Raw genomic sequence first — 14,945 nt, forward strand, 5'->3', positions numbered from 1 at the left:
GATGAACAAGCGACAATGGACGGGATTAGTCAAATCTTTTCTCAATCTATTTCTTAAGTCTAACTGTCCTCTTTGTCAGCGACCGGCCGCCGGAGAGTTTTGTCCCTACTGTCACAAGCAACTTCAGCGATGTCAGTTAAGCGATCCCGGTCGATTTTGGCATTCACAGCAGCGTGTTTTTGTGTGGGGTGAGTATGGCGGGGCTCTCAAACGGGCGATCGCAGCTTTGAAATATGACGGCAATCCGCAATTAGCGAAACCTCTCGGCCGCTGGCTAGCAGAAGCTTGGCTGAGTTTTCCCGAGTTAGCTATAGACAATCTAACAGTTGTACCGATTCCCCTGCACAAAGAAAAGCTCAAGGACCGCGGTTTTAACCAAGCAGAACTTTTGGCTGAAAGTTTTTGCGAGGTGACTGGTTTGCCTTTGCAGCGGCACGGTTTGGATCGGGTGAAAAATACTCAGGCTTTATTCGCTCTGACGCCACAGCAGCGCCAAGCGGAAATGAAAAATGCTTTAAGTTTGGGGAAAGATTTTCGTCGTCGCCTCCCGCGCGATCGAGTGCTGTTAGTTGATGATATTTACACTAGCGGTACTACTGTTAAGTCGGCTATTAAAATTTTGGAACAATCGGGAATTTCGGTTTATGGAACTGTGGCACTTGCAACTCCGAATAAGAGCGATCGGTCAATCGATTTTAGATTTTAGATTTTAGATTTTAGAATTGAAGCATTGAAGCATTGATCCCACGGATAAATTGGGAGGCAAGTTTATCGGACACAGGTTTTTTATTTCTCCACCACGGATGAATCCGGGGCTTATATCCTTGATGCTTTCGGTAAGTTGTGACTGGCTTTAATTTTCAACAGGTTTGTAGTGAGGGAATGATATTTATCAGGATTTGCTAATAAGATTTTTTTGGGAAAACGAACCGCGAAGACGCGAAGAACGCGAAGAAAGAGAAAGGAGAGAGTTTAGGCGGAAAGCGGGAATTGGTTGCTGATGTTCCAACGGCTGCCGTCGTGAAGCAGTAAAGTTAATGCCGAAGCGGTAAACTCAAAGTGGAGCGATCGCCCTGCAAATTCTAACCAAGCCGTTTGAAAATTCTCTTTAGTTAAATCGCGAAACGCTACTGTCATGTGCGGTACAAATGGGCGAGTTTGAGAAACTCGATCGACAATTCCCAAACTTGCCTCCATATAACTCATCAAATCTTTGTGAATTTCCAGCAATTCGGGTGATTTGACAACATCAGCGTAAATGACGCGGGGCGCGAAAGCAGCAAAACCGGGTAGAGTAACGGGAATTGGCAGCCGATTTGCAGAAAACTGGTTCAAACTTTCCTCTAATTTGGGAACATCCTTCGCTAACGAGTGAAAAGGAGGTTGTAGCGTGATGTGCGGCGGCGAATTCAAAGCTCCGAGGCTGTTATAATGTTCCGCAAAATACTGTTGAATCTCAGTAATGTGCTGTTCAATATCGGGAGGCGGCACTAGGGCAATAAAAAATCGCTGTTTTGACTGGTTCATAGGATAACATCGCAGTTAAGAAAGGATGGTGGAAAATGGAATATAGAGCATTTGCCCTAGATCCCGTTGCCGATCGCCCATTCCCAATCTAAAATATAAAATCTAAAATCCCAAATAAAAATGCCTTGGTTTGTCAAAATTGAGCAAGGAATTGTCGAAAAGCCTGTTTTTGACCAATACGTGCCAGCTCACAGAGCTTATGTTCGAGAGTTGATTTCTAAAGGACACCGAGCGAAAACTGGCTACTGGGCGCGGCGCGGCGGCGGTATGTTGATGTTTGAGGCGAGTTCGATGGATGAGGCGAAGGCGATCGTCGCTGAAGACCCGCTGGTGAAGAACGGTTGCGTTATTTATGAAATTTATCACTGGTGTGTGGTTGAAGAATAAATAACTGTGTTATACTCATATATGAACTGGACCCACGCGATTCCAACGCCCAAATCTTGTCAGGACCGGAAGGTAGCAGCAACACGGGATGCTTGTAATAGGCGTGGTCTCCGGTTCACCCAGTTTTATGAGGTGTAGCTCCTATGCCTGGTTTCGGAGATATTTTACAAAAAGCAGTTTACCTTGGTGTCGGGCTCGCTTCCTATGCGGGTGAAAAAGCTGGCAGCAAGTTAACTGAATTACGCACTGAAGCCCAAAAGCTGGCAGACGAATTGGTGAAGCGGGGCGAGATGTCCACGGAAGAAGCTCGCCGCTTTGTTGATGACATGGTGCAACAGGCTCAGCAGCAGCCCCCCGTAGCCTCGGCTGGGAACGAAAAACCCGCTGAACCTCGGCGGATTGAAATTGTTTCTGAGGAAGAAGATGTCTTGGCAAAAGATGCTAAAGAGACAGGCGGCGTAGACAAGCTCCGCGAACAGGTGCAGAATTTACAAGAGGAATTGCGGCGGCTGAAGCGGGATTAAGCAGGAAAAAGCTCGCTCAGCAAAGCATGAGGGGAACTCAGGATAATAATCTTGAGTTCCCTTTTTGAATATCTGCCCTGTCAGATGTGGACGGATATCAGGCAATAGGTAATAGAATTGAAAGTAGGTGCGATCGCTTCGCATGAGGCTGGCTGCACCTGTCTGTAAAATATTTTGTAATAGCCAACTGTCAAATTCATGGAAGATTGGTCTAAAGATTTTTTTGGAGTAATGGAAAATGCTGTTTCTGAAGTAGAGCAGTTTTTCAGCGAAATGGGCGAAGAGTTTGTCGAAATGCTGGACGTTTTGGCAAAAATGTCGGAAGAGTTTACAGAACAAGTACAAAATAATCTGATTAACGACATTGACGGTTATTTCAATGAATTTGATGGTTTATTTAATGAATTTATCGAACCGATAATTGAAATTTGCCGCGACTTCGACCCGGAGTTTGATGAGATAGATTTGTCGATGGTGACTTATGTAGACCCTTCGCCGACGCAGCAGCCAGCTTGTCGCGGTTGTCGCAATTATCACGGTCAAGTTTACGGTGGAAATTTGTTGGTTTGTGCGATGCACCCTACTGGTGTGGAATCGGAGAGTTGTGCGGATTGGGAAACAGACGGCGATGCAGATTTTTAATGGCCCAGTTGAGTTGTTGAGGGGTTAATGGCTTATGGTAACGTCAATTCAGTCTCCGTCAAAGATTTCTCTGGAAGAGTTTCTGCTATTGCCAGAGACTAAGCCTGCTAGCGAGTATGTTGACGGTGAAATTTATCAAAAAGATATGCCACAAGGAAAACACAGTACGTTACAATTCGAGTTTCCATCTGTTATTAATCGAGTTGGCAAGCCGCAGAAATTAGCTTATGCGTTTCCAGAATTGCGCTGCACTTTTGGGGGACGTTCTATTGTTCCAGACATAGCAGTGTTCGAGTGGCCGCGCATTCCTCTGAATTCTCAGGGAAAGATTGAAAATAGGTTTGAAATTGCGCCGGATTGGACAATTGAGATTTTATCGCCGGAGCAAAGTTCAACTCGCGTAATTAATAAGATTCTGTTTTGCCTCAAGAATCATACTAAATTAGGTTGGCTGATTGACCCGGAAGAAGAATTGGTAATTGTTTTTAAACCGCAGCAGGAACCTGAGATTAAAGAGAATGAAGATATTTTACCTGTACTGGATGTGCTGTCGGATTTGCAATTGTCGGCGACAAATTTGTTTGAGTTGTTAAGTTTTAATTAGAAATGAGTTACAGTTGAGTCAGGGTAATTTTGCATCTAACGACATTTAAAGGTGAATCGCTCAACGGCTAATAATTCGCAATTTGGGTTTCCGAATATGCCGCCATCGCTGCAATTGCGACACTATCAGCGAGTGGCGGTTGCTAATTGGTTTGCGAATCAGGGACGCGGTACGCTGAAGATGGCGACGGGTAGCGGCAAGACGATTACTGCACTGGCGATCGCCACTGAATTATACAATAAAATTAACCTGCAAGTCCTGCTCGTAATTTGCCCTTACTGCCACCTGGTGAATCAGTGGGCGCGCGAATCCGAGAAATTTGGTTTAAAACCTATTTTGGCTTTTGATAGCGCCCGCAGTTGGCAAAATAAGCTGGCTGCGGGTTTGTATGAAGTGCGATCCTCTTCGAGGGCTTCGCTAACGGGCGAGCGAGCATTTCTCACAATCATCACTACCAATGCTACCTTAATGGGAGATAGTTTGCGATCGCAACTGCGCTATTTCCCAGAAAAAACCCTGATTATTGGAGACGAAGTTCACAACTTAGGCGCGCCCCGTTTAGGAGAAAGTTTGCCGCGAAATATTGGACTGCGACTCGCTCTTTCCGCCACCCCAGAAAGGCATTTCGACGAAGAGGGAACTGAAGCTATTTTAGATTATTTCGGCCCTGTTTTGCAGCCGGAACTTACCTTAGCCGACGCCATCCGCCAAAAAGCCTTAGTACATTATTTATACTATCCAATTTTAGTAGAATTAACAGAAGCTGAAACCCGCAAGTATTCCCGCTTAACTCAAAAGATTGGGTGGGCGCTTTGGGGTGATGAAAACGTAGAAGAAAACGATGCTTTAACAACTTTATTAATGCAGCGGGCCCGGTTAATTGGGGCAGCGGCTAATAAATTAATAGCTTTGCGAGAATTAATGATTCACCGTCTCGACACAAGCCATACTTTATTTTACTGCGGCGACGGTGCGATTGAAGGAGGTGGCCGCCGAAATAACAACCGCCAACTAACAGAAACCGCGAAGTTATTGGGTTCAGAATTAGGCTACCGAGTTAACACTTATACGGCGGCAACTCCTTTAGCAGAAAGAGAACGATTGCGTCAGCAATTCGAGAGTGGAGAATTGCAAGGTTTAGTCGCGATTCGCTGTTTGGATGAAGGCGTTGATATTCCAGCCATTCGCAATGCTGTAATTTTAGCAAGCAGCAGCAATCCGCGCCAGTTTATTCAGCGCCGGGGACGGATTTTGCGGCCGCATCCGGGGAAGGAAAGGGCAACTTTATTTGACATGATAGTTTTGCCTCCAGATTTAGGTCGGGAAACGTTAGAAGTCGAGCGCAATTTGCTGCGAAAAGAGTTAAAGCGGTTCTTGGAATTTGCGGATTTAGCCGACAATTCTGGGGAAGCGAGAGTGAAATTGCTGCAAATTCAGAGGCGTTACGGGCTATTAGACATTTGACATTTATTAAGGTTCGGTTTATGTTTGAGAATAGAGAATTATTTGATTGTAGTTTTAGTTGCTAGTTTTAATGTTTGTCAAAAGAATATGACTGAAAATCTGAATGAAAATCTGATTATGGCATTTAGATATGAAGATAGTGCGATCGCAGCCGTACCGACAAGTATTTTAGCAGAAAATCGTTCTTCTTATCAAACTCATCAGGAATTGAGCGACGTACAGGAACCAATTACTAGCGCGCCGCCCGAAGTCCGGCAAATTATCGAACGGGTATTAGAAATTGAAAAAGATAAACTGTACATGAGGGCTCCCCGCTATATTAGCGATGACATTTTGAAAGTTATTAAGGAAGCAATTGTATGAAGCTGATTTCAATTAGTCTGTGCAATTTCCGGCAGTTTTTCGGCCAAACACCCGAAATTAAGCTAGCCTGGGGCGCGCAAAATATTACAGTGATTCACGGCAATAACGGTGCTGGAAAAACAGCTTTGATGAATGCCTTTACTTGGGGACTTTACGGAAATCTGAGCGCGGGTTTTACGGAAGAACAATCAGTAAATAAACGCGCTATTGCGGAAGCTAAACCGGGCAAACGAGTACCTTGTTGGGTGGAAATCGTCTTTGAACACGACAGCAAACGCTACCAAGTAAGGCGCAGTTGCCATGCTTACAAAAGTCAAAATAGTGTCGAACATAGCAAAGGCGAATTGTTTATGCAGGTAGCTAAAGATGACGGTCGCTGGATGCTACCGCCCCAGCATCCTGATGATATTATCGGACGAATTTTGCCGGAAAGTTTGCATCAATATTTCTTTTTTGACGGAGAGCGAATCGAGCAAATAGTCCGCCACGATAAGAAAGCAGAAATTGCTGAAGCTACTAAGGAATTGCTAGGAGTAGAGGTGCTAAACCGCTCGATTAGACATTTGGGAGATGCCAGAAAGTCTCTAGAAACAGATTTAAGAATGATTGGCAGTTCCGAAATTAAAAAACTTTTGAAAGAGAAGCAAAAATCTCAAAAAGAGGCAGAACAATTTTTGCAAAAAAAATTAGAACTTGAGCAAGAATTGATTCATCAAGGCGAGTTAAGAAAAGCAGTTAACGGTGATTTGCTGCTACTGGGCGGTGCCGCCGAATTGCAAAATTTGCGAGACGAATTGGAAAAGCAGCGCCATTTATTTAAGCAACAAATTTCAGAAGCTACAGATGCTCTAAAACGCTCAATATCTATGCGCGGTTACGCGGTATTTCTGTCAGATGCGGCGGCTGAATTTGAAGTGATTGTCGGGGGTTTACGAGAATGTGGCTCGTTGCTTTCGGGGATTCAGCGGCCGTTTTTGGAAGAGTTATTAGCTCAGCAGCGGTGTATCTGCGGTGCGGAATTAGTGGAGGGTTCTGAATCTCACCAACAGGTTAGGGGTTGGATGGATAAGGCGGGTGTTGGCGATGTGGAAGAAACAACTATTCGGATTAGCGATCGGGTAAATGAAATTGATAGGCAAGTGGCTGATTTTTGGGAAGAAATTGACAGACAGCAAGCCAATATCAGTCGCGACAGAACCGAACTTTCTCGGGTGGAAACGCAGTTAGACGATATTCACAACAAGCTGCGAAATTTTCCTGAAGGTGATGTCAGCCGCTTGCAAAAGCGCTTGGATGAAATTGAGGCAAAAATTGGCGATTTGCACCGGGAAACAGGCTCTAACCAGCAGCAGATTGAGAGTTTGAATGCGTCGATCGCCAATCTAGACAAGCAAATCGATAAGCAGCAACTGAATGAGCAAAGGCAAGTATTAGCCCAGCGCCGGATTGCTGCGGCTCAAGATGCGATCGATCGCCTAACTGAAGTGCGATCGCGCTTAGAAAAACAGTTTTGTTCTCAGTTGGAAAAGCGGGTGCAAGATATTTTCAGTCACATTTCTTTTACTCCTTATATCCCCAAGTTGAGCGATAAATACGAACTCACGCTAGTAGAAAATACGTCGGGACAAGACTCTTTGGTTGCCGCTTCTACAGGAGAAAATCAAATTCTCAGCTTGTCGTTTATCGGCGGGATTATTGAGGGCGTGCGGGAGTGGAGTCAAAAAAATACTTTGATGGGCCCGGATAGCAGTACGTTTCCAATTGTGATGGATTCTCCCTTTGGGAGTTTGGACGAGATTTATCGCAAGCAAATTGCAAATAAGCTGCCGAAATTGGCGAATCAATTGGTGGTTTTGGTGACAAAAACTCAGTGGCGCGGAGAAGTTGCTCAAGAGATGGAAAGTTGCACAGGCAGGGAATACGTCCTGGTGTACAATTCTCCGAAAGCTGATTGTGAAGAAGATGCGATCGAACTGGGGGGGACGCGCTATCCTTTAGTTAGGCGCAGTCCAAATGAATTTGAATATACGGAAATTGTAGAGGTGGATTATGGCTTCTAATTCGGCAATTACGCAGGTTTTGGAAACAGATATTTGGGTGAAGGCGACGTGGGAACAGTTTATGAATTTTGCGGAGGATTCAGCATGGGAAAAGGGCAAGTTTTATTACTATCAAGAACACATGAGGGTAGAAATGTCACCAGTAGGGGCATTGCACAGTCGTCATAATTCAGTAGTTTCGAGAGTTGTCAATTTTTATACTGCTTTTAGAAATATCCGAATAGTGGAGTTAATTAATGCCAGTTTTCGCAAAACAGGTATTCGGGAATTTCAACCTGATTTGTCTTATTATATAGGTGCAGATTTTGAATTGCCTTCTCGCACAAATAGGCCAATTAATTTGAATGTGTTTGCACCTCCAGCTTTAGTAGTGGAAATAGGAGCATCTTCTAGTGCCGATGATTTGGGAGTAAAGCGTTTAATTTACGAACATTCTGAAGTCCAAGAATATTGGGCAGTAATAGCTAATACAAATGCAGTATTTGCATTAGCTATTACTGCTGTAGGGAGTGGGACAATTCAAAATTCACTTGTTTTACCTGGCTTAGAAATAGCGTTAGTTGAAGAAGCTTTGAATCGGAGTCAAACGCAAGATGATAGGGAAATTAATCGCTGGTTGATTCAAACTTTTAGTCAAGGTTGAAGGGAGTTTGACGTGGAAAAAGAGTATCATAAGTTGGTGCGCGATCGCATTCCTGAAATTATTCGCCAAAGCGGGAATGAATGCGAGTTTGTAATTTTGTCGGACGCAGAATACCGTCAAGCTTTGCTGCATAAATTAATTGAAGAAGCGGGGGAAGCTGCAGAGGCTGATGAGGAAGATTTGGTGGCAGAATTGGCGGATTTGTATGAGGTAATAGATGCGGTGATGGTGAGTTTTGGCATTTCGGGCGATCGACTTTTGGCCGAACAAATGAAGCGGCGGGAAGCAAGAGGAGGTTTTGCCCAAAAAATTATGTTGTTGCGGACATTCTGAAAATTATCTGCGTTAATCTGTGTTTATCTGCCTCTAATCTGCGGTTACTCTATCAAATTACTCAGTTAAAAATTACATATTAATCCCAATGGCTGCTAACAAAATTAGAATTGCTAAAGATAAAGCGGAGTTAGTCAAATCATTAACTTTATCGGATAACAACTCCGCGCCATTTCAGACTTACGCTGATGTCATCGCCTTCGCTGCATCCTTGGGAAAGCAGCGGAAAAAACGATCGCCTTTGGGGGAAATTTCTAAACGAGAACCGGGGGCGATAGATGTTGATATTTTTGTATCGAGGGGCTACGATATGGCGATTAAGTTAATTGCGATCGCCGAAACCAAAAATCCTCAAATTCTCTCCCATCTCGACGAAAAATTGGAAGCAGAACGCTTGCAAATTTTTGAAGAATATGCTAATGGCGGACTGGAAATTTTGCGAGAAGAGTTGCGGGGTGCGGCGGATTATACCGATCGCCTTTTGTTGGTGTTGATTTCTGAAAGAGACAACCAACATCGATCAAATGAAGAATTCGATTTAAGCAAGTTTTTATTTTAATAGGTTCCCAATGAAGCACATCCCCAAAAATATAATCAAGAGAGGCTTACAGAAATCTGCAAAATTTCTTGCTTACAGTTACTCAGCATTTATTATCTGCTATTTCATTCTCAAACTATTTTTTTGGGATAGAATAGGAATTATTGCCTTAATTAGCACTTTTAGCCCCTTAATTTTATTCCCAATTTTCTTGCTTCCGATCATCGGAGTGTCAATTATCAAAAAAAGATGGTTCACTGTTATTTCTGCGATCGCCTGCATTATCCTAATAAGTTGGCTGCACATTAAATACTTTAGCCCCAAACCAATAAACATCACAAATTCGCAGCATAGCATCAAAGTTTTATCTCATAACCTCAGTTGGCATAAAACTCAGTCACCTACTTTACTAAAACTTATTAACCAGCAAAAACCAGATATTATATTTTTACAAGAAATCGTTAGGAAACATACCGAAAGAGCTTTCACCTGGTTAAAAGCAGACTACCCCTATCAAATTGGCACTCCCCCTGTAGGAATTCTCAGTAAATACCCAATTGTATCCAGCGAAATACTGCACTTAGCCGGCCATCCAGAAACGCAGCAGCGGGCCATTATTAAATTTAACGAACAAGAAGTAGTGATTTATAATATGCAAGCTACCGGGCCGTGGTTGAAACTCTCTAAAAAATGGCGTTTTCTCAAAGTTCCAGTTTACAAATATGACAAACGATCGCCGGAAATTCAAGACTTAGTGCAGCGAGTTGAGCGAGAAACTCTGCCAGTAATTGTCGCGGGCGATTTTAATATGACAGACAGAACTCAAGACTATGACAGGGTGCAGAAAGTCATGCAAGATTCTTTCCGAAAATCGGGATGGGGGTTTGGTTTTACCTGGCCTCACGGTTGGGAACTTAAGTTCTTGGTAAAAAGGTCGAATTGGAGATTAAATTATCCTATTTTCCGGATTGATTATATTTGGTATTCAAATCATTGGGGTGCTAAATCTAGTTCGGTTTTGGAGGCAACCGAGTCCGATCATTTGCCTGTAGGAGCTGAACTTATTTTGTTAAAATGAAGCGGTGTAAGCCACAGCATCAACCAAACTTAAGATCGATCGCCTGCTCTCGGAAAACTCCTCGGAAAACTCCACTAACTACTCAAGGTAATACCACAGTACATAATGGTATAATTTACATCTACCCGTGCAAAATTTGGTAACCAGTATTATAGACCCCTACTCGCAGAAGACCCCTTACGCAGTGAAAGGGAGTGCGGGTCTCCTGGGATGTTGAGATGAAGAAGTTGAGTAGGTGGCGATTAATGGCGCCACCCGCCATCGATCATTTCCTACCGAAGTGTAGCTATTGATTGAAGTCAAATTTTGGATCGAATCTATGTTGAACAGCTTTAAACTCAGAGGAAAAATGCTACTGGGCTACTCAGTGCCAGTAGGATTAATCGCAGGACTAGCGATCGGTGTCTATAGTACATCGCAAACAGTTAGTAAGAACTTTGAGGAAGCATTGCAAGCAGTAGAAGCTGCTAGGATGTCAGACTACATTGAATTGAGAGTGTCAGAAATTGCCCGGCAGTCAAGGGGTTATGCTCTGACCCTTGACAAAGAAGCGCTCGATCGCTACGAAGCGGGTGTCAAGAAGCTGAAGGAAACTGAAGATCGAGCCTCAGATCTGACTCACAACCTCAGCAATGAACAAAAAGAACGGATGACCAAGATGATTGAATTTTCAACCCAGTATGACAAGAGCGCCCGCAATCTGATTGAAGCAGCCAAAGCTGGTAACCGTAAATTGGTAATGGACACAGCAGAGCAGGGTGCAGAAAATCTCAAGGCTTTCGAGGCTGTTATGACGGAGTTTGACACTCAGCAAGCTAAGCTAGTCAAGCAGTCGGAAACTAACACCAAAAATGCGCTCGGTGTGTTGGTCATGATGTCGGTATTGGGTGCTGTTGCTTCTTTAGTTATTGCCTTGGTGGTGGCATACTTGATATCCACGGCGATCGCCAACACCCTCAACCAAACTGCCGGCGAAATTGCTAGCTCCTCGGCACAAATCGTCAGTGCGGTCGAAGAGCAAGAACGCACCGTCTCGCAACAAGCTAGCTCAGTGAATGAAACCTCGACCACGATGGACGAACTCGGCGCATCTTCGCGCCAATCGGCGGAACAGGCTGAAGTCTCAGCTTCAGGGGCACGTCACGCCCTCTCGCTGACTGAAGGCGGTACTGAAGCGGTGCGCCAAACTCTTGATGAGATGACTACCCTTAAGGACAAAGTGGGGGCGATCGCCCAACAAATTTTCCGCCTGAGCGAACAAACCAACCAGATTGGCAATATTTCGGGCTTGGTGGGTGACTTAGCTAATCAAACCAATATGCTGGCCGTGAGTGCCGCCGTAGAAGCCGCCCGTGCTGGCGAGCATGGCAAAGGCTTTGCGGTAGTTGCTCGAGAAATTCGCAAACTTGCTGACGAAAGTAAGAAGTCTGCGGTCAAGATCGACAGGCTAGTATCGGAAATTCAAACGGCGATCGACTCCACCGTGATGGTCACCGATGAAGGCAACAAGACAGTGAATGAAGGCTTGTCCCTTGCCCATAGCATGGCAGAGGCATTCACAGGTGTGTCTAACTCCATCAACAAAGTTTTCATCAGCAGTCAACAGATTTCGCTGAATGCCAAACAACAAGCAGTTGCGATTAATCAAGTGGTCGAAGCGATGAATGCGATTAATCACGGTGCGCGGGAGACGGCTTCGGGTGTATCGCAAATCAAAGTCAGCACGCACCAACTCAATTCTGCTGCTCAAAAGCTGCAAGCAGTTGTTTGATCCTCCACCCTTCAGCATCTCCGTTCTCAAGGGGGACTTAACGAATTCAATCCCCCTTTTTCATGGCTGGTAGCGACTGTTCGCAAAAACTTAGCTAAATATTCCTAAAATTACTCCGACGACAGATCATCCGTCTCATTCCCGATCAAATGGGGAAGCAATATTTCTGGCTACGGGAAGAACAACAACCGCAATCCTTCTCTATTGCTGCTTGGGAATTCCTAAGACTCACCAAACGCGAGGCCCCGGCGTTGTTTTGGATTGCCAAAAATAATAGCAATGCCGGAATATAGCCTTTCTCAGTTGAGTTAAGCTGTCGCGCATTTAAATTGCATATTCAAGGCGGGCGGGACGCGCACCCCACAAAACTTTGATTGTTTTTTGACAGACAATTTAAAAGCCGCAACAGCTTAAGTGCAGATGTCCGATTGAAAACTGCTATAGCTAAAGTGCTGGGTTGCACTGAAGGAACAGTGCGAAAACATTGGGAGAATCTTTACAAAAAACTATACAAACTCGAACGGGTGCGGTGATGGTTGCCAAGAAAAGTTGGGACTGCTTAAAGGAGAATTTGTTGCAATATCTTCATAATCCTATACGCAGATCATCGTATTGTTTCCCAAGTTTATTTGAAGGAGTATTGGAGCAAACGCTATCATCCCGCGTCTTTAGAAATCCGAATTTCAGGAATTCATTGCATAAATTGAAGGAGAAAAACCTATGTTTTATAAAGAGTCTAGCCTTAGTCATCCAGCTAACCGAAATCGTGTTGATGCCTTCGTCTCTGGTGTAGCCACTGAGCCAGTCGCGGTTGCTTCGACCCAGAGGAAAACATTCCTAGCGCAGCGATCGGGATCTTCCTTAGTGGTGAACACCATGACCGGAAATCCTGCTTACTTAGAAGGAAAATTGTCCATGAAAATGACAGGCACTGCCGCTGACGCCAGCCGTTCCTTCCTGATGGAAAACCCTGGCATTTTAGGACTGAGCGCAGAAGATACTGAAGAACTGACTGAAGTTGATTCCTTTAAGTGGGGCGGGCTGAAATTCATTCGTCGCCAGCAAAATCACCAGGGATTACCGGTCTTTGGTGCCAGCGTTTTGGTAGGTGTAGATGACAAAAATCAAGTTCGGATAGTGACGAGTGGTCTGCGATCGCAAATTTCTGTCAAACCGGGCGAGACAGCTATCTCCCTAAAAGAAGCTCGCCAGATTGCCCGAAAAGATCTCGGTGAAGCGGTTGAGTTGAGGGGTGGCATTAGTCATAAAACCGTCCTCTATCCGACCCAACAGGGTGATGTGCGAGTCTATCACTTAACTGTTCCGGCAGAAACCCCCCTCGGTGACTGGGAATACTTTATTGATGTCCAGAATGGAGAAATTGTAGACAGCTACAACTCGATGAAGTTTCACTCATTTTACTTTGCACCTCGGGCGCGAGTTTACTCTGAAAATCCCGAGGAAACGCCCCTAACAACTGTGATGCTGCGCGATGTCAAATCTCCTTACAACAAGTTAGATGGTCGGTATTGTAAGGTGATTAATGAGGATGCTTCCGGCGCAGTGGTAGGCAGCAATTACCGATTTGACTTTCCTCCTGAAGATACGCACTTTGATGAATGCCAAGTCTACTATGCTGTGGAGAAAGTCTATCAATACTTCTTGGACCTGGGATTCCGAGGGTTTACAGTCAATAACCCCTATGGCAAAGCTAACAGTGGACAACTCGCTGCTAACGTCCATACCGGAACAAAATACGATAATGCTTATTACTCTTCCAGTACGGGGCAGATCTACTTCGGAGATGGCAGTTATCCCGGCAATCCCGGTGGACTTCGCGACCTAGCCAAGGAATTTGATGTAGTTGCTCACGAGTTCACCCATGCCGTGATTGATGAATATCACCCTGCTATGTTTGGAAGTGAAGGAGCTGCACTGCACGAAGGTTACGCTGATTATTTCGCTTGCTCTTTATTGAATGATCCTGACTTAGGGGAGTATGTCGTACCTGCTCCTGAAAAAGCGGGGCTGATTCGCAACTGCGATAATGATTTGAAATATTCCGAAACTTCAACAGAGTCCCATGACCGTGGTCAAGCTTGGGCCGGGGCCTGCTGGCACTTGAGAAAAAAACTCGGACAAGAAGTGGCAGACTTCCTGATCTTTGGGAGTATGCTGGTTCTAGGAACAACTTCACCGACCTTCAAGTATGCCAAGGATATGCTACTCGCGGTTGACCAATCCTGGTGTGGTGGAGAATACAAAGCAACGATCCAGCGGATATTTGAAACTGAACGAGGCATCCCTGTTTAGTAGTTTGCTTTGTCTATGTCAACTAGAAGAATAGTCTAATTAGGACTGGGGGTATGGTGAAACCATGCCCCAGAGATAGGTTTTTTGCTATGGAGAAGCCTTTTTACCAAAAACTCATTCCAGTCACCATTCTGGTATCACTTCTAGCGTTTATGACTGCTATGGCGATGAGTACACCTCGTAACAATCCTTTCCTCACGGAAGATGGTGACCCGATCGCAGAGTTAGAGTTCCGAGATGGACAGATGGGCTTTGTGGGGATTTCTGGCATAACTTGGACAATTCTCCCTAATGGGACTTGTGAGGCTAGTCGTTTTATCAACGATACAGTGTCATCTCCCCATCAAATATGTCAATTAGAGCGACAGGATTTAGTAATGCTTGCCAATATTCTGTCCGATCGGGATTTTGCCGACCTACCCTCTGATATCCCATCTGAACCTACCCTCAACCCCCATCGGCTCACTATTCGCCTGGGGGAGAAATCATCAACATTGGTATTGCCAACAGGTCAAAGTATTGAGAATGTTCTGAGAACACTCCATAATCAACCCGAAACTCCTCGATCGAGATTCCTAACTATTGCACAGGCGATCGATCGACTTGTACGGCAGCATTGCGGGGATAATTAGTCTGCTGCTAAGTAAGTGCGATCGCCATCTTCTAGCAAGATGGGTTGAGGGAACGAAACCCATCAT

At 44.7% G+C, this 14,945-nt stretch carries 16 protein-coding genes and 1 other RNA gene; 16 read left to right on the forward strand and 1 reads right to left on the reverse strand.

What is annotated here, in order from left to right; translation table 11 throughout:
• Nucleotide 1 precedes the first annotated feature (1 nt).
• A complete protein-coding gene (locus tag QT979_RS21595; protein ID WP_333213099.1) occupies nt 2-706 on the forward strand; it encodes a ComF family protein in 705 nt (234 codons plus the stop codon).
• Between the two features lie 266 nt (nt 707-972).
• Here QT979_RS21595 and QT979_RS21600 read toward each other — a convergent pair whose 3' ends face one another.
• Nucleotides 973-1,527 carry a 2'-5' RNA ligase family protein gene (locus tag QT979_RS21600; RefSeq protein ID WP_333213100.1) on the reverse strand — a complete coding sequence of 185 codons (555 nt, stop codon included), beginning with the start codon at nt 1,525-1,527 and terminating at the stop codon, nt 973-975.
• Between the two features lie 120 nt (nt 1,528-1,647).
• Here QT979_RS21600 and QT979_RS21605 point away from each other — a divergent pair, with 120 nt between their 5' ends.
• From QT979_RS21605 to QT979_RS21675, 15 genes are all read left to right on the forward strand, one after another.
• Complete coding sequence (locus QT979_RS21605) at nt 1,648-1,914, forward strand: YciI family protein (RefSeq protein WP_333213101.1); 267 nt, start codon at nt 1,648-1,650, stop codon at nt 1,912-1,914.
• Nucleotides 1,915-1,937: 23 nt separating this feature from the next.
• Nucleotides 1,938-2,034, forward strand: an RNA gene (gene ffs, locus QT979_RS21610) — signal recognition particle sRNA small type.
• A gap of 23 nt (nt 2,035-2,057) precedes the next feature.
• Nucleotides 2,058-2,438: a phasin-related domain-containing protein gene (locus QT979_RS21615; protein ID WP_333311644.1), complete on the forward strand. Its 381-nt coding sequence runs from the start codon at nt 2,058-2,060 to the stop codon at nt 2,436-2,438.
• A 198-nt stretch (nt 2,439-2,636) separates the two neighbouring features.
• A complete protein-coding gene (locus QT979_RS21620; protein ID WP_333213102.1) occupies nt 2,637-3,080 on the forward strand; it encodes a hypothetical protein in 444 nt (147 codons plus the stop codon).
• A gap of 34 nt (nt 3,081-3,114) precedes the next feature.
• Nucleotides 3,115-3,684, forward strand: a complete 570-nt coding sequence (locus tag QT979_RS21625; protein WP_333213103.1) for a Uma2 family endonuclease — start codon at nt 3,115-3,117, stop codon at nt 3,682-3,684.
• A gap of 96 nt (nt 3,685-3,780) precedes the next feature.
• Complete coding sequence (locus tag QT979_RS21630) at nt 3,781-5,148, forward strand: DNA phosphorothioation system restriction enzyme (protein ID WP_333311658.1); 1,368 nt, start codon at nt 3,781-3,783, stop codon at nt 5,146-5,148.
• Between the two features lie 87 nt (nt 5,149-5,235).
• A complete protein-coding gene (locus tag QT979_RS21635; RefSeq protein WP_333213104.1) occupies nt 5,236-5,511 on the forward strand; it encodes a hypothetical protein in 276 nt (91 codons plus the stop codon).
• Nucleotides 5,508-7,571: an AAA family ATPase gene (locus tag QT979_RS21640; RefSeq protein ID WP_333311645.1), complete on the forward strand. Its 2,064-nt coding sequence runs from the start codon at nt 5,508-5,510 to the stop codon at nt 7,569-7,571. The genes QT979_RS21635 and QT979_RS21640 overlap by 4 nt, the downstream gene beginning before the upstream one ends.
• Nucleotides 7,561-8,214: a Uma2 family endonuclease gene (locus QT979_RS21645; protein ID WP_333311646.1), complete on the forward strand. Its 654-nt coding sequence runs from the start codon at nt 7,561-7,563 to the stop codon at nt 8,212-8,214. The genes QT979_RS21640 and QT979_RS21645 overlap by 11 nt, the downstream gene beginning before the upstream one ends.
• A gap of 12 nt (nt 8,215-8,226) precedes the next feature.
• Complete coding sequence (locus tag QT979_RS21650) at nt 8,227-8,547, forward strand: nucleoside triphosphate pyrophosphohydrolase (protein WP_333213107.1); 321 nt, start codon at nt 8,227-8,229, stop codon at nt 8,545-8,547.
• 88 nt (nt 8,548-8,635) lie between these two features.
• Nucleotides 8,636-9,106: a DNA phosphorothioation-associated protein 4 gene (locus QT979_RS21655; protein WP_333082402.1), complete on the forward strand. Its 471-nt coding sequence runs from the start codon at nt 8,636-8,638 to the stop codon at nt 9,104-9,106.
• Between the two features lie 208 nt (nt 9,107-9,314).
• A complete protein-coding gene (locus QT979_RS21660; RefSeq protein ID WP_333213108.1) occupies nt 9,315-10,163 on the forward strand; it encodes an endonuclease/exonuclease/phosphatase family protein in 849 nt (282 codons plus the stop codon).
• Nucleotides 10,164-10,482: 319 nt separating this feature from the next.
• The gene (locus QT979_RS21665; protein ID WP_333311647.1) at nt 10,483-11,934 is read left to right on the forward strand and encodes a methyl-accepting chemotaxis protein; all 1,452 of its coding nucleotides are present in this window, start codon (nt 10,483-10,485) and stop codon (nt 11,932-11,934) included.
• Between the two features lie 720 nt (nt 11,935-12,654).
• Nucleotides 12,655-14,247 carry a M36 family metallopeptidase gene (locus QT979_RS21670; protein ID WP_333311648.1) on the forward strand — a complete coding sequence of 531 codons (1,593 nt, stop codon included), beginning with the start codon at nt 12,655-12,657 and terminating at the stop codon, nt 14,245-14,247.
• A 53-nt stretch (nt 14,248-14,300) separates the two neighbouring features.
• Nucleotides 14,301-14,879, forward strand: coding sequence for a hypothetical protein (locus tag QT979_RS21675; RefSeq protein WP_333311649.1), 579 nt, complete (start codon nt 14,301-14,303; stop codon nt 14,877-14,879).
• Nucleotides 14,880-14,945: the final 66 nt, after the last annotated feature.

It is taken from the genome of Microcoleus sp. w2-18bC1, assembly GCF_036700365.1.
Lineage (GTDB): Bacteria > Cyanobacteriota > Cyanobacteriia > Cyanobacteriales > Microcoleaceae > Microcoleus.